20 protein-coding genes are annotated in these 23,473 nt (G+C 39.7%); 8 read left to right on the top strand and 12 right to left on the bottom strand.

The genetic code is table 11. The annotated features are described in order from the left end of the window. Complete coding sequence (locus tag GTQ43_RS22740; protein ID WP_265275004.1) at positions 1-1,218, bottom strand: glycosyltransferase family 4 protein; 1,218 nt, start codon at positions 1,216-1,218, stop codon at positions 1-3. An 859-nt stretch (positions 1,219-2,077) separates the two neighbouring features. Here GTQ43_RS22740 and GTQ43_RS22735 point away from each other — a divergent pair. After that, positions 2,078-3,061 (top strand): DUF1517 domain-containing protein, encoded by a 984-nt coding sequence (locus GTQ43_RS22735; RefSeq protein ID WP_265275003.1) that lies wholly within the window; start codon positions 2,078-2,080, stop codon positions 3,059-3,061. A gap of 492 nt (positions 3,062-3,553) precedes the next feature. Here the strand turns inward: GTQ43_RS22735 and GTQ43_RS22730 are convergent, their stop codons facing one another. After that, entirely contained in the window at positions 3,554-4,414 is an 861-nt protein-coding gene (locus GTQ43_RS22730) for a hypothetical protein (RefSeq protein WP_265275002.1), read from the bottom strand. 191 nt (positions 4,415-4,605) lie between these two features. Next, positions 4,606-5,436: a PIG-L deacetylase family protein gene (locus GTQ43_RS22725; RefSeq protein WP_265275001.1), complete on the bottom strand. Its 831-nt coding sequence runs from the start codon at positions 5,434-5,436 to the stop codon at positions 4,606-4,608. Positions 5,437-6,338: 902 nt separating this feature from the next. On the opposite strand from GTQ43_RS22725, the gene GTQ43_RS22720 reads away from it, so the two are divergent. Then, positions 6,339-6,725, top strand: a complete 387-nt coding sequence (locus GTQ43_RS22720) for a calcium-binding protein (RefSeq protein ID WP_265275000.1) — start codon at positions 6,339-6,341, stop codon at positions 6,723-6,725. Positions 6,726-6,728: 3 nt separating this feature from the next. Here GTQ43_RS22720 and GTQ43_RS22715 read toward each other — a convergent pair whose 3' ends face one another. The 3 genes from GTQ43_RS22715 to folB all read right to left on the bottom strand — a co-directional run bounded on the left by GTQ43_RS22715 (position 6,729) and on the right by folB (position 10,189). After that, positions 6,729-7,289, bottom strand: coding sequence for a sugar O-acetyltransferase (locus GTQ43_RS22715; RefSeq protein ID WP_265274999.1), 561 nt, complete (start codon positions 7,287-7,289; stop codon positions 6,729-6,731). A 68-nt stretch (positions 7,290-7,357) separates the two neighbouring features. Then, positions 7,358-8,641 (bottom strand): diguanylate cyclase domain-containing protein, encoded by a 1,284-nt coding sequence (locus GTQ43_RS22710; protein ID WP_265274998.1) that lies wholly within the window; start codon positions 8,639-8,641, stop codon positions 7,358-7,360. 1,179 nt (positions 8,642-9,820) lie between these two features. Next, positions 9,821-10,189 (bottom strand): dihydroneopterin aldolase, encoded by a 369-nt coding sequence (gene folB, locus GTQ43_RS22705; RefSeq protein WP_265276520.1) that lies wholly within the window; start codon positions 10,187-10,189, stop codon positions 9,821-9,823. A gap of 267 nt (positions 10,190-10,456) precedes the next feature. Between folB and menD the strand changes: the two genes are divergently transcribed. Then, entirely contained in the window at positions 10,457-12,208 is a 1,752-nt protein-coding gene (gene menD / locus GTQ43_RS22700) for a 2-succinyl-5-enolpyruvyl-6-hydroxy-3-cyclohexene-1-carboxylic-acid synthase (protein ID WP_414859131.1), read from the top strand. A 74-nt stretch (positions 12,209-12,282) separates the two neighbouring features. On the opposite strand, the gene GTQ43_RS22695 is transcribed toward menD, so the two are convergent. Together GTQ43_RS22695 and GTQ43_RS22690 are read right to left on the bottom strand one after the other, a co-directional pair. Then, positions 12,283-13,089: a DUF6615 family protein gene (locus GTQ43_RS22695; protein WP_265274996.1), complete on the bottom strand. Its 807-nt coding sequence runs from the start codon at positions 13,087-13,089 to the stop codon at positions 12,283-12,285. A 649-nt stretch (positions 13,090-13,738) separates the two neighbouring features. Next, complete coding sequence (locus GTQ43_RS22690) at positions 13,739-15,037, bottom strand: ABC transporter ATP-binding protein (RefSeq protein ID WP_321162510.1); 1,299 nt, start codon at positions 15,035-15,037, stop codon at positions 13,739-13,741. A 378-nt stretch (positions 15,038-15,415) separates the two neighbouring features. Between GTQ43_RS22690 and GTQ43_RS22685 the strand changes: the two genes are divergently transcribed. After that, on the top strand, positions 15,416-16,354 hold the full coding sequence (locus GTQ43_RS22685) for a ferritin-like domain-containing protein (protein WP_265274995.1): 939 nt from the start codon (positions 15,416-15,418) through the stop codon (positions 16,352-16,354). 9 nt (positions 16,355-16,363) lie between these two features. Further along, positions 16,364-17,122, top strand: a complete 759-nt coding sequence (locus tag GTQ43_RS22680; protein ID WP_265274994.1) for an isoprenyl transferase — start codon at positions 16,364-16,366, stop codon at positions 17,120-17,122. 51 nt (positions 17,123-17,173) lie between these two features. Here the strand turns inward: GTQ43_RS22680 and GTQ43_RS22675 are convergent, their stop codons facing one another. Beyond that, a complete protein-coding gene (locus GTQ43_RS22675) occupies positions 17,174-18,589 on the bottom strand; it encodes an isochorismate synthase MenF (RefSeq protein ID WP_265274993.1) in 1,416 nt (471 codons plus the stop codon). Between the two features lie 306 nt (positions 18,590-18,895). Here GTQ43_RS22675 and menA point away from each other — a divergent pair, with 306 nt between their 5' ends. From menA to GTQ43_RS22660, 3 genes are read left to right on the top strand one after another with little or no spacing between them, the layout of a single operon-like run. Further along, a complete protein-coding gene (gene menA, locus GTQ43_RS22670) occupies positions 18,896-19,792 on the top strand; it encodes a 2-carboxy-1,4-naphthoquinone phytyltransferase (RefSeq protein ID WP_265274992.1) in 897 nt (298 codons plus the stop codon). A 40-nt stretch (positions 19,793-19,832) separates the two neighbouring features. After that, on the top strand, positions 19,833-20,861 hold the full coding sequence (locus GTQ43_RS22665) for an o-succinylbenzoate synthase (protein ID WP_265274991.1): 1,029 nt from the start codon (positions 19,833-19,835) through the stop codon (positions 20,859-20,861). Further along, a complete protein-coding gene (locus tag GTQ43_RS22660) occupies positions 20,846-22,228 on the top strand; it encodes a 2-succinylbenzoate--CoA ligase (protein WP_265274990.1) in 1,383 nt (460 codons plus the stop codon). Before GTQ43_RS22665 ends, GTQ43_RS22660 begins: the two co-directional genes overlap by 16 nt. A gap of 40 nt (positions 22,229-22,268) precedes the next feature. Here GTQ43_RS22660 and GTQ43_RS22655 read toward each other — a convergent pair whose 3' ends face one another. Genes GTQ43_RS22655 through GTQ43_RS22645 form a run of 3 tightly spaced genes read right to left on the bottom strand, consistent with a single transcriptional unit; the run spans position 22,269 to position 23,450 of the window. After that, on the bottom strand, positions 22,269-22,712 hold the full coding sequence (locus tag GTQ43_RS22655) for an acyl-CoA thioesterase (RefSeq protein WP_265274989.1): 444 nt from the start codon (positions 22,710-22,712) through the stop codon (positions 22,269-22,271). Between the two features lie 16 nt (positions 22,713-22,728). Continuing rightward, the gene (locus GTQ43_RS22650; protein WP_265274988.1) at positions 22,729-23,187 is read right to left on the bottom strand and encodes a type II toxin-antitoxin system VapC family toxin; all 459 of its coding nucleotides are present in this window, start codon (positions 23,185-23,187) and stop codon (positions 22,729-22,731) included. After that, positions 23,184-23,450 carry a FitA-like ribbon-helix-helix domain-containing protein gene (locus GTQ43_RS22645; protein ID WP_265274987.1) on the bottom strand — a complete coding sequence of 89 codons (267 nt, stop codon included), beginning with the start codon at positions 23,448-23,450 and terminating at the stop codon, positions 23,184-23,186. The genes GTQ43_RS22650 and GTQ43_RS22645 overlap by 4 nt, the downstream gene beginning before the upstream one ends. Between the last annotated feature and the right edge of the window lie 23 nt (positions 23,451-23,473).

Here is a 23,473-nt window from a genome sequence, read left to right as displayed (position 1 = left end):
TCACAAATCTGATTTATACAGCGACCTGTGAAGGGTTCGACCTTTGGCTAATTCTTTACCTTTGCGGCCGAGTTGCTCGCGTAGCTGCTGGTCTTTGCACAACCGATTGAAAGCTTGAAACACTTCATAACCAGAATCGGGATTAACCAGTATCCCATTTTCTTCATGCTGAACTATATCTACAACACCACCTAAACGTGGGGCAATTATCGGCTTACCAAAGTAACTTGCTTCTAAATAAACCATACCAAAACCTTCCATATTGTTAGGTTTAGTATCCAATAAAGTCAGCATGGCAAATATATCACAAGCTGCATAATAACCTGCTAATTCCCGCTCCACCACATATCCAGCAAAGTGGACGCGCTTATCTACCCGCAAACGATGCGCCAAAGATTTCAGTTCCGATTCACTTGACCCTTCACCGCAGATTATATAGTGAACATCCACTCCAAAAGTTAGCAATAGTGGAATATTATCAATTACTCGGTCGAAACCTTTATGTTTTACTAACCTTCCGATAGAAAGAATAACTATTGCTGATTCAGGAATATTGTAAGCCCGACGCAGACGAACACGTAAATCATCAAGGCTGCTGGGACTCTCTACATTATTAGCAAATTTTTCTGGTCTGATTACTGGGTTAATGACATGGGTAGGAGTATCTAATCGGAAAGCAGTTCTGAGATAGTCTTGTGTATAAGAACTGTTACAAACAATACCTTCGGCTCGTTTGAGTGTTAATTTAAATAGCGATCGCAACACGGGATTGTGTAAAGTACAAAGAAAATCATTCCCGTGCAGATAGATAAAAAAGCGAATCGGTAAGAAATAGCTCAATAGCAACAGTGAAGGAAAATCATAGCCGTGGCCCCACTCTATATAACGGTAGTGATAGCGAAAATAGAGTTTGATTGCTAGCACAAATGAGCAGACGATATTGATCAAAGGCTTTAGGATACTTCCCACCAAACCACTATGCCAGTATCTAGGATAAGACCAACGATAGACGGGAAACTGTTGACCTCGATCGAATACTTTATCTCCTGAGCAACTAGCCGCCAGCACAATAACTCGTTCTGGATCTTGGAGACAACGATTGTACATATATTCCCCAATTACAGCTTCTTGCGGCAGGAATATCCGGCTGATGACTAGGATATCCGGGTATGCAGCTTTGTCTCTGATTTCGGCTGTTATTTGAGAAATATGTTCCATAATCAAGTTGATAAATTTACTTCAAATAATTTTGAATTTATTTACAATTAGGATTACTTTCAAAGCCATAATTATTATTTTATTTCTTTTAAAACGAATATGGTAGACAAATTTGAAGGCTATTTTAGAAGATTCGCCAACAAGATTGTCTTTTTATTGTGTTGATTTTATTTTTGTGGCCAATTTCTCAATATTTGAGAATTGGATGTGCATAATGGAAAATAAATAAAATCTAGCACTTGTAGTCAAATTACTCAGTAAATAACTGTTGCGAAAATTACTTACGTTTAATAGAGTATCCTAAATATTCTAGACTGTTGTGCCAAAATGTCAAAAATAAGTATTTGATAGCTATCTATGTCTATTTAGTCTTTCTGATAAGCATTCCTGTTTCCCTGCAAGGATAGTATGTGTAAGTGATTTTCGAACATATATTCGTAACAAGCAACACTTTTTATTATGAAATAATTTTTCCTCTTCTGATCAACCAAGTAGGGTGAAGTATTAAAAAATTAGTCAAAATAATCATAAAAAATTAGAATCATCTGTATAATCCAAGACTATGATCTGCAAGTGTTGAGTTTAAGGCGTAGTAACAATTGCCCGTAGGCGTAGCCCATCATAGACATCGCCAATTTATGTGATGATGAACATATCTTAAGGTACGGTTCCCCAGTCGAGAAATCCCCCCTGCGATCGCTACCTACGCCAGATAAGACGCGGTAGATTGAATATGTAGCCTTTAAAAGTGAATGCTACAAAGCAAGCTTTTTACAGGCTGGCGTTAGCGACATACCGCAACACTCCTACCAGCATGGGGAGAAATCATAAAAAATTCTGTTTTCTAAGCGATTGTACTATGCGTAAAAAACTACAACAAACCATCAAACCACTGTTAAAAACCTTCTTAGCCCTAAGCCTGGTGTTAGCTTTGGCTCTTGGTCACGCCGATGGCGCATTAGCAGCCCGAAGTGGGGGCCGGATTGGTGGTGGCTCATTTAGAGCGCCTTCTAGCCGCACCTATGCACCACGCACTTATGCACCTCCTGGTGGGGGCGGATATTATCCTGGTGGTGGTTTTGGTGGTGGTTTTGGCTTTCCCTTCCTACTTCCCTTCTGGGGTATTGGGGGAGGATTTGGTGGTATATTTACCATCTTAATTTTCTTAGCGATCGCTAATTTCTTATTGCAAACTTTCCGCCGCGTCTCTAGTGGTGAAACTCAAGAAGCAGATTACAGCAGTAACTCTCCTGTTTCTGTAACTCGTTTGCAAGTAGGTTTGTTAGCTCAAGCCCGCGAATTGCAAAATGAACTCAACCACATTGCTGAAACTGCTGATACTAATACCCCAGAGGGGAGAGCAGAAATTCTGCAAGAAGCCAGTCTAGCTTTGCTCCGCCATCCCGAATATTTTGTATATGCAGGTGGTGGTACTCAACAAGCAAGTTTAAATTCAGCTGAAAGTCAATTTAATCGGCTGTCACTGGCAGAACGCAGCAAGTTTAGCGAAGAAACTCTTTCTAATGTCAACAACCAGCTAAAAGCAGCCCTTGCCAAAGAAGCTTTACCCCCGGCTGGTGAACTCGACAACCCCACCCGCCTATTTACTGAAGGCCCTGGTGAATACATTATTGTCACATTGCTGGCAGCAACACTAGGCAAGTTTGAAATCCCTACAGCAATTAACAGTGCTGATGATTTGCGTCAAGCTTTGCGCCAAATTGGTAGTATTCCTAGCGAAAAACTTCTGGCAATTGAAGTACTTTGGACTCCGCAAGCTGAAAATGATACCCTGACATCTGATGATGTACTGGCAAATTATCCTGATTTGAGACTTGTTTAATTTCTGAACAATTTCGCGCTTTAGTGCTACAAAAGAACTTTGCATCTTGGCATAAAAAATAAATTCCTCTTAAAGAGGAATCACTAGAAAACCGTTTGTCAATGGCAAGCGGTTTTTTCAAGCAAAAACTGAACCGACCTACCGTAAAACCTGCCTTTGAATCTTGTCATATCATGTCCGGTTAAACACTTGTCATTGCGTACTCCGTTGGAGAACCCGTTCGCGAATAGCGTCTCCGAAGCAGAAGGGCACGGAGTGAAGCATAAGTCCTTGGGACACGCTTCGCGAACGCGGAGTCCTGGTGATTGCAACTCTTGGAGACGCTGCGCGAACGCTCCACTTCGTTGCGCTCGCAATGACATACCGTAAGTAATTTGGCGGACATGATATCAAACAGCAACAATTGCCATGTTGCTGTTGTTGTAAGTGGCTTCCTCACAAGTAGAGAATGTAATCGCCATTAACTTGTCTGCCACTATTGTCTACAGCTAATTAGAGTTTTTCTTCGTGCCATTCGACTCTGTACTTGATTGCTCTATAAATATGCATTATCGCTTTGCTAAGTTTAAAAACAATTTTCTCCAGGATAGAGCGTTTAGGATATAAAATTCTTTCGTGTTCTTCAAAATAAGTCAACATTTCATCCTTGTTTGACTGTCCCTTTTGAATTTTAATCAGTTCGGTTTTGTTATTAAAAAAGGAAATACCTGACATCTCACTCCATCTCACTGGCAGCCCTGCTTTATAGGCAGCTAGACCTATGGCATTACCTTCGCCTTCATAAACTCCATTTAGCTCAAAATATTTGGCAAGGATTGACCACGTTTCTAAAAACTCAATTTCTTTTCCTGTTGACTTAGTGACAGAAAACAAATATTCATGGACAAAGGTAACATTTTCCCATTCGGGATCTAAATTTAAAAATTGTGCTGCTTCTTTAATTACTTCAATCTCTCTAGCAAATTTTTTGTTAGTTGTTCCCAAAGCTTTGGCAAATTTTTTCGACATATCCATACAAGCCCTAGCACTTATCCCTGGCTCTAAAAGCCATTCTATCTCTTCTGGCACTGGTGCCAAGATTCTCATATCTGAATCAATGAATATACATGAATTAAATAGAGATAATGCCTTAGCAATAACAAATCTTTTGTCGTGGTAACACTTTACACCCTGCTGCTGATGCTGAAAGGCTAAAACTTGAGGATATTTGCTAAACTCTTGAGGGCGATCTGTGAGAATTATAAAAGTAGTGTTAGGTGAATAGAGTTCTAGGTCTTTTGCTAATAAACCAGCTAACGCCCGATACACTTTGCCTAATGCTAAAGTACAAAAGCAGAATTGTTGTTGATTCATAATTTGGAGGATTTGGGAGTAAAACCTTGAAAATGTGAAATGACTAAATTAGTTAATACAACGGATTGCCTATTAGTAAGTTACTAATACTTTTCGGATAAACCTAACAATCTTAGTTGACTGACAAAATTCTGATTTCAAAAAAAAGAGAAGTAAGGATTTTCGCCTAAAAACAAAATAAAAATCCTTTTTTATTCTCGACCAGAGTCTGATTTGAAAAAAATCTCATAAGGCAAGAAAAACCGCCAGAGGAAACCAGGGGGAAGTACAGCACTCGATTCAGCATCTATAGGTAAATATTGAGAACGGTAGGTTTCAATAGCTTGCTTTTTCTTAGATTGCACTTGATGAATTGCAACTCGATGAGCGCCTACCAATTCATCAAATTTCAGGTTGCTAAACAATAAAGACTTCCAAAGCAACCAGATAGCATATTGCCATAGCTCTACTGTTATTTCTGCTTTAGTAATAGCAGCTTTAACCAATTTATAAGTAATTTCATGATCTAGACTGCGATCTTGTTTATGAGTAACGTACACCTCCTTTGGTTGAAAACTACCTAATAATTGGGCCATTTCTTCAATTGTTTGCTGTTGTTCAGCTTCTGTCATTTTGGATAATGCGCCATCACATTTATCAAGAAAGTGAATATCTGTTGATTCCACCCCTAAAATTTTTAAAGCTGCTAGCGCTTCTTCTCTACGAATCTGAACAATTTCTGAACGTGTAATCTTGGTATGACCTCGATGAGAACCTCCTCCATCTGTAACAAAAACAACTTTAATTGGTATCCCTTGTTCTCGCTTGAGTGCAATCAGACCCCCACAACCTAGTGCTTCATCATCTTGGTGAGGAGAAAATACAATTACCGATTTCTGGTTAATATTTAGTTGTTGACTACCTTGATAGAGAAGCCAGTAGAACTGTAGTTGAATCAGTAGTTCTCGAAATTTGTAATTCAACAACCACCACTTATTATTCAGACCTAACTTTAAGCGGTGAAGAAGATTTCTTATTTTCATATAGCAATCCGGTTTGATTTATGAAATTATTTGCGTAGGTAGGGAGTAGGGAAGAAACCTTTTTGAGTTACACTGAGTTTTTTCAAAAATAAAAGATGATTCCTATAGCACCAAATAATATTATTGGAATTACGGAAATTTATGAGCAGAGTTGTATTAATATTTCCTTACAGAAACATTATCCAACTGCTATCTAGCATCTGGATTAAATGAGAGAAATTAATTGCTATTTTATTTCCAACTTTTATCTTATTTTGATATTTAATTAAAGTAATGTCAATATCGTGTATTTATTATGTCATTTTTACGAATTGAATAGTTCTAGTGAGTTGGAAAATTTTTGTAAGTAATACCAGATTCGGATAATTCGTTTTATAGTTTGATGAAAAATCTTCATAGTCTTACTTGTTAGAATTACAGATGTCTCCAGAAGTTCCTTGATGGTTAAGAAATAATTATTACTTAATGAGCATTGATTAAATTCTATATTTTGCGTTCGCCTGAATTTAACCCAACGTCACATCAATACATATAGTCAGTAGTTACACGTTAGGGCTAAAATATTGAATCAGTGTATCAAAGTATAACTTAGATATATCAGTACTTACGCACTGGAAACTGAAACCTAGACTCCCTTTAACCTTCCTTAAAAATCTACGGCATACACACAAATCTTGCGGCAGCCATATCTCCATATCTTGTTTAATGAATCTCGCACTACGTTTCTATCCCGCCTCGGAATTCATTCCGAGTCTTATAGCTGAGGGGAATCCTAAAGAGCCAACTTTTTAAGGGGGTTGGGGGAAGCTCTTATGCGTAAGTCCTGTATATTTTAGAAAAATTATTCCTAGCCCAGACTTTGATAATATTATCAAAATGTTATACACGTAAAGCGTTATCTTATGCCTAATGTTGAAGCCGACGAAAGCCGAGAGCATCGCATTAAAACAGAGATCATTGTAGATGCTGAAGATAAAGAAGACCGAGCTATGGGTTGGTATTACTACCTTGAAGAGACTCTGAATTTTCCCTTTGTGGCTAAATGGACTAAGAAGGGACGCAAATCAGGCTCTAGCTCTACTGAGGAGAAAGAAGTTGAAGTGCTGGGAATGGCCCCAGATGATGAGTGTTTAAAAGATATGTTTGTCGAAGTGGCTTATATTAATGGTAAAGATGAAGATGTATATTCAGCAAAGTTATCTGAAATAGTAGCCATTGATGCTGATAGCGAAACTCAAGAAGCGATCGCAGACTGGCTCTATTGGATTGCTAGAGGGTACAAGTTTTAAATTCTAGGATAAATACCGAATGACGCGGCAGGGATTACCAGCAGCGACAACATTCTCAGGTATGTCTTTGACAACTACACTGCCAGCACCAATGGTTGTGTTATCCCCAATAGTGACACCTGGACAAATAATTGCACTGCCACCAATCCAGACATTGTTACCAATGTTAATTGGGGCAGCTAATTCTCTACCAGAAAGGCGAATTTCTGGCTCTGTAGGATGATGAGCTGTATAAATTTGTACATAAGGAGCGCATAATACATTGTCACCAATATGAACAGTATTACAGTCTAAAATTACACAGCCATAGTTCATATAAAATTTGTCGCCAGCAAAAATATTACTACCATAGTCACAGTGAAAGGGTGGCACAATTGATACGTTGTCACCGATCTTTCCAAATAACTCTTGCAAAATTTGCTGCCGTTGCTCTTGATGTTCTTCAGTTGTAGAATTGTACCTTCGCAATAGACGACTAGCTCGCTTACTTTCGGCAGCCAATTCTGGATCTGCCGCCAGATATAATTCACCTGCGAGCATTTTCTGTTTTTCGGTTTTTTCCATGACAGACTGATGGGACTTCTCAGTTGTGTACGCTAACTTTAGCAGCGGTAAAGTGGCATATTCTATCCTTAACTAAATATGGCATAAGTAGCTTTTCCCTGCCGTTTAGCTCGGTACATCGCAATATCAGCATCCCGTAGCAGAGTTGCAGGTTCCTCATAACTACTAAAATTCCAAGCAATACCAATACTCGCTGTAGTAAATAATTCATATCCATTCAGATGCAGTGGCGATCGCAAAGCTTCTTGAATCCGTTTAGCAACATTGGTAGCGTCGGTAATGTCTTTAATATCCTCTAAAAGAACTGTAAACTCATCACCACCAAATCGCGCTACCGTGTCGCCACCGCGTAAACATGACTCTAAACGTCTAGCGATCGCTACTAAAAAATCATCCCCTATTCCATGCCCAAAGCGATCGTTAATCTCCTTGAAGCCATCTAAATCCAAAAATAAAACTGCAAAATAATAATCGCTTCTGCGTTTGCTACGTTCAATTGTTTGTCTGAGCCGATCTAAAAATAAAACACGATTCGGTAATGCTGTCAGCCCATCATAAAAGGCATTACGCATTAGTTGCGCCTCTGTCTCCTTGCGTTTGGTGATGTCCTGAAAAACTAAAACCGTACCAGTAATATTGCCATTGCGATCGCGGATGGGTGCAATATTATCTCCAATCGCTATTTCTTTGCCATCTTTGGTAATCAGTATGCAGTTTTCTGGTAGATTCAAAATTTCACCTGCTTCGATTACATCTGTGGCTAAATTTTCAATTTTTTCTCCTATATCTTTGTCCACTAAGCTAACAATTTCTACCAAATCTTTGCCGAAGACTTCACTTTGCTTCCAGCCAGTGATGAGTTCCGCTCTGGGATTCATCATTTGAATACAACCATTTGTATAAGTCACAATCACCGCACAACCCATGCTGTTAATAATTGCCCCTAGCCTCTGTTTTTCTTCATATAATATCTTTTTGCTTTGATGTTTGTACAAAGCCATTTCAATGGTGAAATGTAAATCACTTTCAATAAATGGTTTGACAATATAGCTAAAAGGTTCACTTAGATGATTATTATGTAATGTTTTATATTCCGAACAATCTGTTAGATATACTACAGGCAAATGGAACTGATTCTGGATAATATCTGCTACGTGTATGCCATCAATTTCACCAGCTAGGCAAATATCAATCAATACTAAATGTGGATGAGTTTCTGCTACCTTTTTTATTACCTCTTCACCAGACTTAGTTATTTGTGAAACCGAATAACCTAATTTTTGCAAGCTTTTTCTAATATTTGAGGCTATGAATTTTTCATCCTCAACAACTAGGATTTTGCGGGCGAACATATTACAATAACCTGTTTTCTAAGGTTCAGATTTTTGTTGTCAGTGTCAACTAGATATAAAATTCATAATTTTATCATAAACACTCTCTAACTGCTCTGTCTTCTTGCTAGATATAAATACTGAATAATGAGCAAATCGGGGGATGTTATTAGCCTCTGATAATTTATGTGCTTGTCAAAGCTAATTCTGATTAGCCTGTGCGGTTAATATCATGTTCTTTACGTAAAATGCAAATAACCATATAATTACCAGCAATCAAAAATTTATTTTTTTGATGAAAATAAATACTAATTATAGTATTTTTGTAAAAATTAATCAAGAATAAAAGTCTATCAAATCACAACAGACTACTTTCAACATAGTTCAAACAAGTAATATAGTGTATAGTGTATCTACAATAATATTAATTAAATTTAATGCTAAAAGCTAGATAAATCATAAAATTCAAGGATTGTCTCGAATTAAAGACTTTAATAATGAAATAGTTTTTGTCTCAGGTAGAATTTAAATTCTATTCTGCCAACTTTCTTATAGCTTTCCTTGGTAAATTGAGGTAAATTTGAGAAATAGATTGTGCATTTTACTCAAATATAAATGAAGGTATATTCACTCGATTTACGTCAGAAAATCATCGATACGTAGTTTGAAGGTAAAATATCTCAGCGTCAGCTAGCGCTCAACTTTAGATAGAATTATGCAAAAGTTAAACCTAAACCTCAAAAAAACAAAACATTACACCCTAACAAAAAAGAGAGTGAATAAGTTCAATTAATAATTTTATAATTCTGGCAATGACAAATTTTGTGAATTGAAAATATATAGGTTAAATGCTCATTAAGAAATCGCTTCAGGGGTGCTGAGTAACCCCATAGATAAATTTAGGGGATTGAAGTAAGGACGTATTAAATATACGCTACGCATCGACGCTCGATGACTCGCTAACGCTGCGCTATCAAAATAAATATTTATTTCTTTTTCCATGACTTTTAAGCAGTTGCTCTCAGACCTTCTGAAATGAAGTGCAATTATTACTTTATTTACTCAGCACTGTTTCGGTGAGTGCTAGGGGCAATGGCAGGAAAGATTCTCCACTTGCGAGATACTTCCCTGCTCCATGTAAACCCCCTCTTTTTGCGGACTTATAGATATTGACAATAAAAACACATTGTGTTTTGTGCTTTATAGATTGGACTTAGTTTTAGTAAGTTCAATGCTAATTTTGCCACTAAAGTCTGGAATAGGTGCAGCAGGTTTGCTCAGAATGACTTGGACTTTTGTTACACGATCGCATTCTTGGAGAATAGAATCTGCGATCGTTGCTACCAATTTCTCCACCAAAGCAAATTTAGACGTTTTGACCAGATGTTGTATCAAGCTAATGACGCTGCGATAATCTAAAGTGTCTTCAATCGCGTCAGTCTTGGCCGCTATGGAGATATCCAACCATAACCTCACATCCACCTCAAACCATTGTCCTAGAACCTGTTCTTCTGGTAGATACCCAGTGTAGCCATAGCCGCGAATTCCCGTTAAATGAATGCAGTCCATAAAAGTTTGAGAGCAAATTGGGCATTTTGTAGAAAGTTGAGCAAGTTTTGTTTGGAGATTTTCTTTCCTCCAAACTCGCGTAGCGGTGTTGGGTTCCATCACCGCATTTGTGAGGGTTGGTTTCCAACCCACTCTGACGTAAAGGTGTTTCCAAAGTTTTGAGGATCAGCTTCCCTCCCTCAGACTTCTCTTCACCAAACTTTCCCAGATGGATTTTAAATTGAATTTCCCTAAATAAAATCTAAAATTTAAGATTGTTTTATCGCTATGTTTGATTTAATGCCAATCGCCTATAGGAATGTTAATCAACTTTGGGCTTATATTTTAACAGAGACACTAAAGCGATTGGGATTGACTTGTGCCATCATTTGTCCTGGATCGCGCTCTACACCCTTAGCAGTGGCTTTTGCTCAACAAGTACCTGAGATTGAAGCGATTTCCATTCTTGATGAACGCTCTGCCGCCTTTTTCGCCTTGGGACAAGCTCAAGCAACTGGACGCGCTGTGGTGTTAGTTTGCACCTCTGGTACAGCAGGAGCAAATTTTTATTCAGCAGTCATTGAAGCCTCATATAGTCACGTACCACTATTGATATTAACCACCGATAGACCGCCAGAATTGCGAGATTGTCACTCAGGCCAAACTGTAGATCAATTGAGATTATATGGAAACTACCCAAATTGGCAAACAGAGTTAGCCTTACCCTCCCCTGACATGGGAATGCTAGCTTATCTGCGACAAACGGTAATTCAGAGTTGGGAAAGGACGCAAACTCCTACAAAGGGGCCAGTGCATTTGAATATTCCCTTTCGCGATCCTTTAGCGCCTCTTCCTGATGGAATTAACTTGAGTTATTTGCGATCGCAGTTTCACCCAGAAGACTTTTTTGCAGGAATAACAAACAATAACTCATTCCCAATGCCCTATGCCCCATTCCCCATCCCCAAAGAATGGAAAGAATGCGATCGCGGCATTATTATTGCAGGTGTTGCCCAACCATCGCAACCAGAAGAGTATTGTAGAGCGATCGCGCATCTTTCCCAAACTCTCAAATGGCCCGTGCTAGCTGAGGGACTCTCCCCAGTCAGAAATTATGCCGAACTCAACCCTTACTTGATTTCCACCTATGACCTGATTTTGCGAAATCAGCAACTAGCAAAGCAGCTAGCGCCCGAAATGGTGATTCAGGTAGGTGAAATGCCTACGAGTAAAGAACTGCGGACTTGGATAGATGCAACGCAACCGCGACGCTGGGTAATTGACAAGAGCGATCAAAACCTCGATCCTTTGCATGGGAGGACGACGCATTTACGGATATCAGTAGAAGACATAAAGGTAGAAGAGAAAAATTTATCTTTCTCATCAGACTATGGAAAGAAATGGTGTGATGCGGAAGCTCAGGTTAGGTTAGCTGTTGACCAGACGATGGGGAAGATAGATGAAATCATTGAAAGTAAAGCAGCTTGGTTAATTTCTCAGATTTTACCGCCCGGAACGCCTCTATTTATTGCCAATAGTATGCCTGTGCGGGATGTAGAATATTTCTGGAAACCAAATAATTTAGGAGTGCGATCGCACTTTAACCGTGGTGCAAATGGCATCGATGGCACATTATCCACAGCTTTAGGAATTGCCCATCGCCAGCAAAGTAGTGTGATGTTAACGGGAGATTTAGCGCTGTTACATGACACCAATGGTTTTTTAATCCGCAATAAATTTGTTGGACATCTGACGATTGTGTTAATTAATAACAATGGCGGTGGAATTTTTGAAATGTTACCCATCGCCAAATTTGACCCACCATTTGAAGAGTTTTTTGGCACTCCCCAGGATATTGATTTTGCTCAGTTGTGCGCTACTTATAATGTGCAGCATGAATTGATTACTTCTTGGCAGCAGTTGCAGCAAAGATTAAACCCGCTTCCAGCTACAGGAATTCGGGTTTTAGAGTTGCGGACAAATCGTAAACATGATGCTAAGTGGCGACAGGATAATTTGAGAAAGTTCGCCACAGATTGACATTTAAGTTTTTATTGCTGAATAGCAGAATTCAATATAGTGCTTAGGTTAAATGCTGATGCCTTCGTAGTTATTTAAAAAAGTATGTCTTGGTAATCAGAACTTTGGTGGCGAAAATCGTAGACTAAAAGAGAATTGAAATCATGTATTTCCAATTTAAACTCGTTTTCCCACCATTCAGGAACACCAGCCTGCGAATTGTCCATAAATGACGACAAATACTCTGGACGCTCATCATGAAGACCTCTAAAGTTATTGTAATTTGGTGATACTGATGTCATTTCAAGTTGAAAGTATTGTTTTAAATAGTGCTGTAATCCACCACCATTTGCTGTAATTAAGGGACAACAAGCAAAGCAAGAAAATGGTCTAGATAGCTTGAGAATGTCAGTAGCTGTGATTTTCAGGGGATAACCTAAAATAAAAGCGTTATGGATTTGTTGACCACCTGCCAGAAAAACTCCATCATTTTGATTGCTCAGTTTTTTATTGCACATCTCATAGTTAATCGCTGGGCTATAGAGTGCATAAAGAGAAATTGCATTAGCTCGCTTAGAATCTTCTAAGAATTTATGAATTTGTAGACCATACTTATTAGCATAGGCTATTTTTTTATAGTTATCATCAGTTGATAATTTCTTTGCCTGAACGCGGAAACGTACATAGTTCTGAGGAAATAAAATCCACCATTCCCAATCTGCCCCAGTTTGACGAGCCTCTTCAATCCGAGTAAAAGTATGATAGTGGATATTTGGCACTTTAGTAGATATATGAAATAACAGCCAATCAGTCAGTGATTCTTCATTTACATGAGGCTGTTTAGTGAGCCATAAACTAACATATTTAGAGGATTGATGAATTTGTTTGCAAATATTTTCCATATTCAACGAATAATTGTATATATTCAAATTATTTGAGACAATATTAATAATTTATTCATCCATTTTTTAGCAAAGCTTTCTATTAGTGAGGTACAAAGCTTTGCACAACGTACTTAAAAGAAGTTTGCATTTGAATAGACAAAACTCTTGCTCTCTTCTTTGCGCCTCTGCGTCTCTGAACGAGACAAAAATTTTAGTAATAGTATGTCCATTTTTAGTTTGCCCAGTTGCTTGTATAAAATTGATGAACTGAAAAAAAAGGAGAATGAGCGATCACTCTCCTTTTCTGCCTGAGATTTACCCTTTTAGTTAACCTTGTTTGTAACAACCTTTCCAAGTTCATGATCGCAATCTCAATTCCAACAACTTTCTTAAGCGATTTCACCAAATAGTCGTTTTAACAGTCGGAGGAGGAGCGATCGCACTTCCTCTTCCACCGCTTCCTGATATACCCTGTAGCCATAATTATTTTACGAAGTGCGTAGGCGTAGCCCACACTTCTCTACGAGACGCTGCGCGAACGATAAGGCTCAGTGACCACCGCAGGTATTGCACTCTTTCTTCCACTACTTCCTGATATACCTGCGTGTCTTCCAGTTTTACATTCATCAAAACAAGGAAGCTATGAGCATTTTACCGGGTGCAATTTTTAGGGAAATATCGCCAACTGAGTTTCCGGGTCAAAAAAGTGAATTTTCTCTGGAGTTAGAGATAACCATAGTTGCTCACCAGATTGTACAAATCGGTCTGGTGGGATTCGTACTTGTAGGTAATTGGCGGTAGTGGCAGGTTGAGATCCTGGTTCGGCAATCTTAACAGCGAGAAAGGAATCGTTGCCAAGATTCTCTACTAAATCTACTTGCACTGGTAGATTTTTAGTAGCGGGCATACTCAAGTTTAAGTGTTCTGGGCGAATGCCTAAAATTAGAGTTTTTCGATCGTATTTCTGTAAGGCATTTCCCCAAACTTCTGGGAGGGTGAAACGAAATTGAGAACGAGTAATCAACAGAGGGGCATGAAATTCTACAGGAATAAAATTCATTGGTGGCGAACCAATGAACTCTGCTACAAAAAGGTTGGCAGGGCGGTTGTAAAGTTCTAAGGGAGAAGCGACTTGTTGAATTTGACCCTCCGACATAATCGCAATGCGATCGCCCATTGTCATCGCTTCTGTTTGATCGTGGGTAACGTAAATTGTCGTTGTCCCCAGTTGGCGCTGTAACTTCACAATTTGGGCGCGGGTTTCCGCCCGTAGTTTGGCATCTAAGTTAGAAAGGGGTTCATCCATTAAAAACACTTGCGGATCGCGCGCGATCGCTCTTCCTAATGCAACCCGTTGTCTTTGTCCACCAGATAGCTGTTTGGGTAAGCGATTCAGCAATGTTTCAATTTGTAACAGTTGAGCAACACTACGCACCTGCTCATTTACCGCCCGTTCTTTGTCAGAAATATAGCGGAGTTCTTTAGGTAACTTTTTTGTTGCCCCCACAAAAAGATTTTCTACCCAGTTAGGGAGTGAGGAATGGTTATTTTCTCCCCCTGCTCTCGCAAAACGGCGACGTAACCCAAAGGCGATATTGTCATACACCGTCATGTGAGGATAAAGAGCGTAATTTTGAAACACCATTGCGATGTCGCGTTCTTTGGGTGGTAGGTCATTGAGCAAGCGATCGCCTACCCAGATATTACCGCCAGTCATCACTTCTAAACCAGCGATTAACCGCAGCAAGGTGCTTTTACCACAACCAGAAGGGCCTACCAGCACCATAAACTCGCCATCTGCGATCGTCAGGTTAATCCGTCGCAAGACGTTAACACTCCCCGTACGTTCTTGCGGTGCATCAGTTTTCTCCCCAGAGGTGAGGGGAGATTGGGTTTGTGAAGTAACACCTTCCCCTTTGCGTGAGGAAAAACTTTTATAAACGTTTTCTAAAACAACTTGGGACACAACTTTTTATTTATTGTCATTGGATATGGGGCACTTGTACTGAGCAAACGCAAACAGCGTCTCGTAGAGAAGCCATATTGGGCATTGGAGGACAATGACTAATGACAGTTTAGCGCCCATAATACACGTTCAGGGTAACTGAAAGTTTTGGTTTAAGAGTTATTTCTTCTTGCTCCTAATATATTTGGGCAAACCGTTTTAATCACTCTGTCACGAATAGATAAATCATTTATGAGCTAGAGTGTGACAATTTCATCCAACTTTTTCCCCGACTCTTGCAACTGCATCAGATAAAACTGCCGACTTCAGCCGACTGACAAAACAAAGTGCGATCGCTTAGGCTATTGGGTATAGAGATCCAAACCAAAGTATAAAAAAATGCTTAATATTCTCAACCCAGTTGCAGAAGACTTAGCAGGTCAAAGCTATCCCAGTCCTCACTACCTGCAAACACAGCGCCGCATTCGTTCCCTCATAGATAGATATACTGGCATCGATCAACTACACGATAGGTTACAAGATTTACCGATACAATTTGCCAATCCCCAACCGCGTCCTTGGAAACCCATCGACTGGCAAACAATTAACCGGAATCAAATTATTGGCTTAGATGCAGAGGTATTTCTATCCATATTGATAGGTGCAATGGACACTGAAGCTCCCATTCGCGGCTATACCCAAACAAGTCGGCAGTATTTGGAAAAATTGCATCCTCCGATGGCTCGGTTTGTTGGTGGAACTGTCGGTGAAGATGGCGAATTGCTGGAACTTGGTTTGTGGGAAAAGGAAGAACGTCAGCATACACCCGCATTAATCAAAGTCTACACCCAATTAACAGGCGAGAAAATTACCCCAAAACTTCGGACTGTTAGAAACTATCTTCCCACGGATGACCCTTACGAAGACCTATATCGCCACGGTTTACATCGCATTGCTACAGAATACGGTGCAACCTGTCTCTACATTTGGTTGATGGCTCACACTACTGGGGCACTCCAAGATGTTCTAGAGGAATTAGCACAGGATGAAATCAACCACATGACCAAATTCTGGGGGTTTGGAGTCTGGACTTTCCCTGATAGTAGTTTGATGCGAATTGGCCGCACGCTGATTAAAACGCGATCGCAAAATTATCAGCGTAACAACCTCATGCGTACCCTCCACCGCATGATGGGTACACTCAACTGGAATGCTTGGTCATTAATTAACAAAGCAACTCTCCTTTTCACCTTCACCTATACAATGCATCGTCTGTGGAGTTGGAACAACAGCCTAACCCCAGAGTATTTGCAAGATTTATTTGGAATTAGATATTAGTAAAAACAAATGATAAATCACAAATCAAAATTACCCAGCGATTTAAACCCCCAAAAAATACCCCAACATATCGCCGTCATCATGGATGGTAACGGACGATGGGCAACCAGTCGAGGATTACCGCGCATTGCTGGACATCGCCAGGGAGCAAGGACACTCAAAGAACTATTGCGTTGCTGCAAGGATTGGGGAATCAAAGCGTTGACAGCCTACGCTTTCTCAACAGAAAATTGGCAGCGTCCCGTTGAAGAAGTAGATTTTCTGATGCTGTTGTTTGAGCGATTATTACACCGCGAGTTGGCTCAGATGCATCGGGAAGGAGTGCGAATATCATTTATTGGAGATTTGTCGGCTTTACCCAAGTCTCTACAAACAGAAATGGAACGTTCAATGACAGAAACGTTGAACAATCAAGCAATCCACTTTACTGTTGCAGTCAACTACGGTAGCCGCAACGAAATTACCAGAGTTTGTCATAAAGTCGCTCAACTCGTGCAACGCGGCGAACTTAGTGCGGAAGAAGTAAATGAAAGTTTTGTCGAACAACACCTCTACACAGTAGATACTCCAGAACCAGATTTACTGATTCGTACTAGCGGTGAGATGCGATTGAGTAATTTTCTTTTGTGGCAAATGGCGTATACAGAGATGTATTTCACTGATATTCTTTGGCCAGATTTTAATAGAGAAGCATTTTATCAGGCTTTGTTGAGCTACCAAAATCGCGATCGCCGTTTTGGTCAAGTTAAAGCTTCAGTTTCAGCTTAATTGATTTCTGTTGTTGAGTAAGTAAGTCGGCGTGAAAATTTCAATGCATTGTTAAACTAACGCTTTCAGTAACGCCTGAAGCTTAAGTTGCACCTCTGCAAATTCCTTGTCAGGATCGGAGCCAGCTACGATCCCAGCACCAGCATACAATCTCGCGCGATCGCCATCAATCAATGCTGAACGAATTCCTACAATAAACTCGCAGTTACCCTGAGAATCTATCCAACCTAGAGGCGCAGCATACAAACCCCTCTCAAAGCTCTCGTAACGACGAATTTCGGCACAAGCTACATCTCGTGCTGCACCAGCAACGGCTGGTGTAGGATGCAATTGTCCAACAATTTTTAATGGATGTATATTAGCGGGAACTACAGCACTAATTGGTGTCCATAAATGCTGGATGTTCGATAATTGTCGCAGCCGTGGTGCTAATATTTGTGGTGACAAACCGAGTTTACATAGGCGTTGTGTAATGAAATCAAGCACTAGCGAATGTTCGTGCTTTTCTTTTTCACTATTTAATAAGCGATTGGCATTAGCTGCATCTTCAGCCGGGGTTTTACCTCGCGGTGCAGAACCAGCTAAAGCATCCGTAATTAACTGTTGATTATTAATACTAATTAATCTTTCTGGACTTGCACCAATAAAGTTTTGTCCTTTACCATTACTTGTAGAAAAAATATAACAATTAGGATGTATTTGTCTAAGGTTATTTAAGGATTTAACTAAGTCAAAGTGATTGCTTGATTTTACATCTAATATATCCGCCAGAACAATTTTCCTTAAATGACTAGACCGAATTTTTTCTAACACAGACACTACTGAACGTTTAAAATGAGTGGCATTCGTGACAGATTTCTTGTAGAAGTTTGTCGGAAAAGAATCAATACTAGCAGAGTGATATTCTAAAGATTGGATAAATTCAATTTTATTTTGCACATTCTCCAACAACCTTTGAATATTTGTATTTTCATTAAGAATTATATTTGTTACTAATATACAACGCTGATTTTTCACAGCTACTTGCCAACGGGGAAGAAAAATGGTAGCAGATGGAAATGGATAATCGACTTGAGCGTTTTTATCAAAAAAGCTGAAATAAGAAAAAAAGTGAGGCCCAGAAAAAGGTTGATTAGCGTTACTAAAATTAATTATATTTTGTAGACAAGATTTGATAAAATCTTCGGCTTGAATGAAACGATCTGCACCATCAATCTGTAATTTTGCTACACAATCAATTGCTGCGATCGCTTCTCCTTTAGCTCTGTCCTCAAAGTAAAAATTTATTTCATTTGCTTGTGTAAGTCGATCCAATACAAGTAAAGGGTCAACTAAATCGATCTCTTGAGAGATACTGACAATTTGCTTGCCATTATTTGGAAGGCACTTTTCTTGGACTGATAAGAGAAATTGATATAAATCTTTGCGCTCTACAAACAAGTTGCTACGACATGGTGAAACTGTCATGGATCTATAGTAAATTTTTTTTAAGTTAACTTCCTAAAGTGTAGTTAATCGTGGTCGTATTTTTACAGGTAACATATTAAGTTGCCATTTCACCAGCGTAGGGTTTGCCGTGTTTGTGGTGTTCTCAGACCATGATAAGACAGTTTCAGCCTGAGACTGCAATGTGAGGGTGAGTATTAACAACAGAAGGTTAACAAGCCATAGTAAAAGTGATAGTTGTTTTGATATCATCCATATCTAGTGTGTCTTTAAATCATAAAATCTAAAGTGTAAGTAATATTCCGGTAATTTAATTAATTGCAACTTATGACTACCAAGCAAATTTTATATCCCAACACTAAGTTATGGATGGCAGCGATTAAACCGCCAATGTACAGCGTTGCCATTATGCCCATTTGGGTAGGAACAGCAGTAGCTTATGCCGAAACTAAAAATTTCAATGGTGTAGTATTTTCTACTTTTATAGCTGCGGCAATTTTAATTCTAGCCTGGGAAAATATCAGTAATGATGTCTTTGATTCCGAAACAGGTATCGATCAAAATAAGCACCATTCTCTGGTGAATTTGACTAGCAATAAGCTATTAATATTTTGGATAGGAAATTTGTGTTTAGGTTTGGGATTGCTGGGCATACTAGCGATCGCTTTTTGGCAACAAGACCTAACTGTGATCGGCATGATTCTACTATGCTGTGGTTTGGGCTATATGTACCAAGGCCCTCCCTTTCGTTTAGGATATCAGGGTTTAGGCGAGATTCTTTGCTTTTTTGCCTTTGGCCCCTTAGCAGTTGAGGCAGCATATTACAGCCAGACTCAAACTTGGTCAATGACAAGTTTAGCAGCTTCAGTGATTGTCGGGATTGCCACAACCTTAATTTTGTTTTGCTCACACTTTCACCAAGTTAAGGATGACATAGCCGCAGGTAAGCGATCGCCTATCGTCCGTCTAGGAACCCAAAAAGGGGCGCAACTGCTAGTTTGGTTTACTGCTAGCATTTATCCCTTAACCTTGCTATTTGTACTATTGGGGATTTTTCCAGCTTGGACATTGCTGAGTTGGGTAAGTTTACCCTTTGCTGTCAAATTATGCCGCCACGTTCAAGAAAATCACAACCAGCCGGACAAAGTTAGTAACTGTAAATTCATCGCCGTAGCCGTGCATTTCTGGGCTTGCTTGCTGTTGGGCTTGGGATTTATTCTCTAGGGCATGGGGCATTGGGCAGTGGGAGAATGGCAAATGACAAATGACATATAGATTTGAATTTCGTCCTTATCGGCGAAGATTTTTGCGATCGCTTACCACCAATCATGGTAGATGGGATATTCGTGAAGGTATTATCCTCCGCCTTACCGATGAATCAGGTAAACTCGGCTGGGGAGAAATTGCTCCCATTAGCTGGTTTGGTTCCGAAACCCTAGAACAAGCCTTAGATTTTTGTCGCCAACTCCCACAAGAAATCACAGCCGAAAGAATTTTTTCTATCTCAGATGAGTTACCTGCTTGTCAATTTGGCTTTGAGTCAGCTTTAGAGGGAGTGGGGAGTAGGAGAGACGCGATTAATCGCGTCTGTACTGGAGTGGAGAGTGTGAACTGGGGGAATGAATTCTTTTCAATGTCCCATGCCCCATATTTCAGTGGTTTATTACCATCTGGGGAAGCAGCTTTAAGTCAATGGGAAACTCTATGGCAGCGTGGATATCGCACGTTTAAATGGAAAATTGGAGTAGATGCGATCGCTGATGAACTAAAAATTTTTGAGTCACTAATACACACCCTACCAGCCTCTACGAAACTGCGATTAGATGCCAACGGTGGCCTCACCTATGAAGAAGCTAAGTTATGGCTGTCTAATTGTGACAATCTCAAGGCAAATGGAGAACAACCCATAGAAATTGAATTTATCGAACAACCGCTACCTGTACAGCAGTTTCAGCAGATGTTGGAATTGAGTACGAGTTATGAAACTGCGATCGCTTTAGATGAATCTGTCGCCACACTTGGACAACTCGCCGCCTGTCATCAACAAGGTTGGCGAGGGATTTTTGTGATAAAGCCTGTAATAGTGGGATCGCCATCTCGTCTGAGAAAGTTTTGCCACCAGCATCAAATTGATACTGTATTCTCATCAGTATTTGAAACTGCGATCGCTAGACTTGCAGCACTCCAACTAGCAGCCGAATTATCCCGAAATAACAGGGCAATTGGTTTTGGCATCGACCATTTTTTTGAACAAGAAGAAACGTGGTTTCAAACTTTATGGAACGACCTTTAGACTATCTTAATAACCTGGCTCAGGATGATTGGCTTATCGGTTATGACAGCCATCAATTTAATCAAATAGCTCAAGAATTATATTTAGAACTAACACAATTATCAGCGTGTGGAACGCCACCAAAAATCATCTTAGCTGAACGCGAACCATTACGGTTTCTAGCAAGTTTTATTGCCGCTTGTGCAGCAAATTGTCCAGTTTTTCTTTGTAACCCCGATTGGGGAACACAAGAATGGCAACAAGTCTTTGATTTAGTAAAACCAGACATTATTTTGGGAATAGGGAATAGGGAATGGGGAATAGGGAATGGAAATAATTACCAATGCCCAATGCCCGATCACATCATGATTCCTACAGGTGGTTCATCGGGACAGATTAAATTTGCCATCCATACTTGGGAAACTCTCACAGCATCAGTACAAGGGTTTACAGAATATTTTCAACTAAAACAGGTCAATTCATTTTGTATGTTGCCGTTATATCACGTTAGCGGTTTAATGCAATTTATACGTTCTTTCACCACCGGAGGCAAACTAGCTATTCAAGCATTTAAAGATGTAGAATCTGGTAAAATATTTAATATTAAACAATCAGAATATTTAATATCTTTAGTACCAACACAGTTACAACGCCTTCTACAAAATCCCGAATTAATTGAATGGCTATCCCAATTTAATACTGTACTTTTAGGAGGTGCGCCAGCATGGAACGAACTACTAGAAAAAGCCAGATTTCACCGCATCTGGTTAGCACCTACTTATGGTATGACAGAAACCGCCTCTCAAATTGCCACCCTCAAACCAGATGATTTTCTCGACGGTAAAATTAGCAGTGGTCAAATTCTTCCCCATGCAAAAGTAACTATTCGCAATCAGCAAGGCGAAATTTTAAATTCCAATCAAATCGGAAATATCACCATTCATGCTCAATCTTTATCCCTTGGTTACTATCCTATAACTAGAGAAAATCAAACTTATTTCCAAGTAGATGATTTAGGTTTTTTAGACGAACAAGGTCATTTAAATATAGTCGGACGTGACAGCGACAAAATTATTACAGGTGGCGAAAATATTTACCCGATAGAGATTGAATCAGCTATACAAGCAACTCAAATGGTTGACGATATTTGTGTCATCGGCATCCCAGATAAACACTGGGGACAAGCCTTAACAGCGATTTACATCCCCAAAAAATCAGATACCTCTGCCTTAAAAATCCAAACCCTACTCAAAGACAAACTCAGCAAATTTAAAATCCCAAAATATTGGATTCCCCAGCAAAACTTACCCCGCAACTCCCAAGGTAAAATTAACCGCCAACAGTTACAACAAATCGCCACAGAATTCCTTCAAAATTCCATTACATAATCTCTCTATACTTTCTTCTTTCTGCGCCACGCCAGTTGCTTCAACTGGGGGAACCCCCGCAACGCACTGGCTTCTCTGCGTCTCTGCGGTTCGTCTCCAACCATTGAATAATCTCATCAGGTAATTCCCGCTTACTTCTACTACTCACATCAATACAAACATGACGAGTAATAGCCTTAGCAACTACCACCTCACCCACAGTAATTTCATAAGTAATTTCAAACTTCTCAACACCTATTTTTTGGGGAATTAAGCTAATCAGCAACTTGTCCCCGACAAACATAGGGCGCAAAAAATCGACACTAGTATGAACAATAGGAAACCCCACAGACGGATTAGTAAAAAAATCTTTGAGATTAATACTTGAAGCTTCTAAAGATTCTTCATAAGCTGCATGACAAATAGCCAAAATATTAGCAAAATAAACTACCCCAGCAGCATCAGTATCTTGAAAGCGAACCGTGCGGTTATAAGTAAAAGACATTTTTGATAATTGAATATTAAATTGACTCCAACGGCGGAACCTCGAAGTCATTAAACGAGCAAACATTGTAAGACGAAGCGGCTATTGCCTTTACTAACTTACCGTCGAGAGTCAGCAAAGTAGTACCTATCTGCTGTGAAAGTGCGACATAAGAGCCATCGTAGGCGGAGATTCCATAATTTAATGCGATCGCAACTGCATCAGCCATCAAATCAGCCGTCGAGACAACACGCAACGGAAAAGCTTTGAGGGTGGCTAAATCTGTCTGAACCTCAGCAGCAGTGTACATCCTTGCACGGACATACTTCAATAAGGCGTTAGCACACTCAATGTAAAAAAGGTCTGGAACAAAAATTTCCGTCTGTGGATTGGCAAAATGGTCGAAAAGTTGATTAACTTTGGGGGTTAATGGATCAGCGATAAAATACTTGATACACACACTGGTATCTAACACGCATCTTAGAGGGGTTGTCATCTGTCCCGGTCTTCTCGAATCAGTTGAGTACTATCAGGTAATCCGAAGTCCGCTGGATTTACACGGCGACGCTGGCGACTTTCTTCTAGGACTTTAAGTACATTCTGGCGTTTCTGGTCTTCTATTTGCTGTGCTTCAGTTTTTAAAGCTTGTTCCAACAGAGTTATAACTTGGGCGTTAATTGAACGGTGCTGAGATACCGCTAACTCTTGCAGCTTGGCATACAAATCATCGGGTAAATTTCTTACATAAAGGGTAGCCATTACTTTACCTCAAAGTAGGATTG

It is taken from the genome of Nostoc sp. KVJ3, assembly GCF_026127265.1.
Lineage (GTDB): Bacteria > Cyanobacteriota > Cyanobacteriia > Cyanobacteriales > Nostocaceae > Nostoc.
This window is presented reverse-complemented; position numbering and strand designations above follow the sequence as displayed.

Bases quoted from the DNA above. Each gene is read 5' to 3' on its own strand.
- GTQ43_RS22740 (WP_265275004.1), bottom strand. From the start codon at position 1,218: ATGGAACATATTTCTCAAATAACAGCCGAAATCAGAGACAAAGCTGCA.
- GTQ43_RS22735 (WP_265275003.1), top strand. From the start codon at position 2,078: ATGCGTAAAAAACTACAACAAACCATCAAACCACTGTTAAAAACCTTC.
- GTQ43_RS22730 (WP_265275002.1), bottom strand. From the start codon at position 4,414: ATGAATCAACAACAATTCTGCTTTTGTACTTTAGCATTAGGCAAAGTG.
- GTQ43_RS22725 (WP_265275001.1), bottom strand. From the start codon at position 5,436: ATGAAAATAAGAAATCTTCTTCACCGCTTAAAGTTAGGTCTGAATAAT.
- GTQ43_RS22720 (WP_265275000.1), top strand. From the start codon at position 6,339: ATGCCTAATGTTGAAGCCGACGAAAGCCGAGAGCATCGCATTAAAACA.
- GTQ43_RS22715 (WP_265274999.1), bottom strand. From the start codon at position 7,289: ATGGAAAAAACCGAAAAACAGAAAATGCTCGCAGGTGAATTATATCTG.
- GTQ43_RS22710 (WP_265274998.1), bottom strand. From the start codon at position 8,641: ATGTTCGCCCGCAAAATCCTAGTTGTTGAGGATGAAAAATTCATAGCC.
- folB (WP_265276520.1), bottom strand. From the start codon at position 10,189: ATGGACTGCATTCATTTAACGGGAATTCGCGGCTATGGCTACACTGGG.
- menD (WP_414859131.1), top strand. From the start codon at position 10,457: ATGTTTGATTTAATGCCAATCGCCTATAGGAATGTTAATCAACTTTGG.
- GTQ43_RS22695 (WP_265274996.1), bottom strand. From the start codon at position 13,089: ATGGAAAATATTTGCAAACAAATTCATCAATCCTCTAAATATGTTAGT.
- GTQ43_RS22685 (WP_265274995.1), top strand. From the start codon at position 15,416: ATGCTTAATATTCTCAACCCAGTTGCAGAAGACTTAGCAGGTCAAAGC.
- GTQ43_RS22680 (WP_265274994.1), top strand. From the start codon at position 16,364: ATGATAAATCACAAATCAAAATTACCCAGCGATTTAAACCCCCAAAAA.
- GTQ43_RS22675 (WP_265274993.1), bottom strand. From the start codon at position 18,589: ATGACAGTTTCACCATGTCGTAGCAACTTGTTTGTAGAGCGCAAAGAT.
- menA (WP_265274992.1), top strand. From the start codon at position 18,896: ATGACTACCAAGCAAATTTTATATCCCAACACTAAGTTATGGATGGCA.
- GTQ43_RS22665 (WP_265274991.1), top strand. From the start codon at position 19,833: ATGACATATAGATTTGAATTTCGTCCTTATCGGCGAAGATTTTTGCGA.
- GTQ43_RS22660 (WP_265274990.1), top strand. From the start codon at position 20,846: ATGGAACGACCTTTAGACTATCTTAATAACCTGGCTCAGGATGATTGG.
- GTQ43_RS22655 (WP_265274989.1), bottom strand. From the start codon at position 22,712: ATGTCTTTTACTTATAACCGCACGGTTCGCTTTCAAGATACTGATGCT.
- GTQ43_RS22650 (WP_265274988.1), bottom strand. From the start codon at position 23,187: ATGACAACCCCTCTAAGATGCGTGTTAGATACCAGTGTGTGTATCAAG.
- GTQ43_RS22645 (WP_265274987.1), bottom strand. From the start codon at position 23,450: ATGGCTACCCTTTATGTAAGAAATTTACCCGATGATTTGTATGCCAAG.